This window comes from Chromobacterium subtsugae, from assembly GCF_001676875.1.
GTDB lineage: Bacteria > Pseudomonadota > Gammaproteobacteria > Burkholderiales > Chromobacteriaceae > Chromobacterium > Chromobacterium subtsugae.
This window is the reverse complement of record NZ_JYKA01000046.1, coordinates 1-1,141: the sequence shown is the minus strand read 5'-3', so window position 1 is coordinate 1,141 and position 1,141 is coordinate 1. Positions and strand designations below refer to the sequence as shown.

Here is a 1,141-nt window from a genome sequence, read left to right as displayed (position 1 = left end):
AAGCCGCACGTAAACGTCGGCACCATCGGTCACGTTGACCATGGTAAAACCACTCTGACCGCAGCGATCACCACCATTCTGTCGAAGAAGTTCGGTGGCGAAGCTAAAGACTACTCCCAGATCGATAGCGCGCCGGAAGAAAAGGCTCGTGGTATTACCATCAATACCGCGCACGTTGAATACGAAACCGAATCCCGCCACTACGCTCACGTAGACTGCCCGGGCCACGCCGACTATGTGAAGAACATGATCACCGGCGCAGCCCAGATGGACGGCGCGATTCTGGTTTGCTCGGCCGCTGACGGTCCGATGCCGCAAACCCGCGAACACATCCTGCTGTCCCGTCAGGTTGGCGTACCGTACATCATCGTTTACCTGAACAAGGCTGACCTGGTTGACGACGCCGAGCTGCTGGAACTGGTTGAAATGGAAGTGCGCGATCTGCTGTCTTCCTACGACTTCCCGGGCGACGACACCCCGATCGTAACCGGCTCCGCTCGTCTGGCGCTGGAAGGCGACCAGTCCGAAATGGGCGAGCCGTCGATCTTCCGTCTGGCCGACGCGCTGGACTCCTACATCCCGACTCCGGAGCGCGCGGTTGACAAGCCGTTCCTGCTGCCGATCGAAGACGTGTTCTCGATCTCCGGCCGCGGCACCGTGGTGACCGGTCGTGTTGAGCGCGGCATCGTGAAAGTCGGCGAAGAGCTGGAAATCGTTGGCCTGAAAGAAACCGCCAAGACCACCTGCACCGGCGTGGAAATGTTCCGCAAGCTGCTGGACCAAGGTCAGGCTGGCGACAACGTGGGCGTGCTGCTGCGCGGCACCAAGCGTGAAGAAGTTGAGCGTGGCCAAGTACTGGTGAAGCCGGGCTCGATCAAGCCGCACACCGAGTTCAGCGGTTCGGTATACGTGCTGAGCAAGGAAGAGGGCGGCCGTCACACCCCGTTCTTCGCTAACTACCGTCCGCAGTTCTACTTCCGCACCACCGACGTGACTGGCGCAGTTACGCTGGCCGAAGGCGTGGAAATGGTAATGCCGGGCGACAACGTGGAAATCACTGTTAAGCTGATCGCTCCGATCGCGATGGAAGAGGGTCTGCGTTTCGCGATCCGCGAAGGTGGCCGTACCGTCGGCGCCGGCG

The 1,141-nt window shown here is 60.6% G+C and carries 1 protein-coding gene; it reads left to right on the top strand.

Annotation, left to right across the window (positions count from 1 at the left end; genetic code table 11):
• A partial coding sequence (gene tuf / locus MY55_RS22310; protein WP_065203063.1) for an elongation factor Tu occupies positions 1-1,141 on the top strand: 1,141 nt, incomplete at both ends.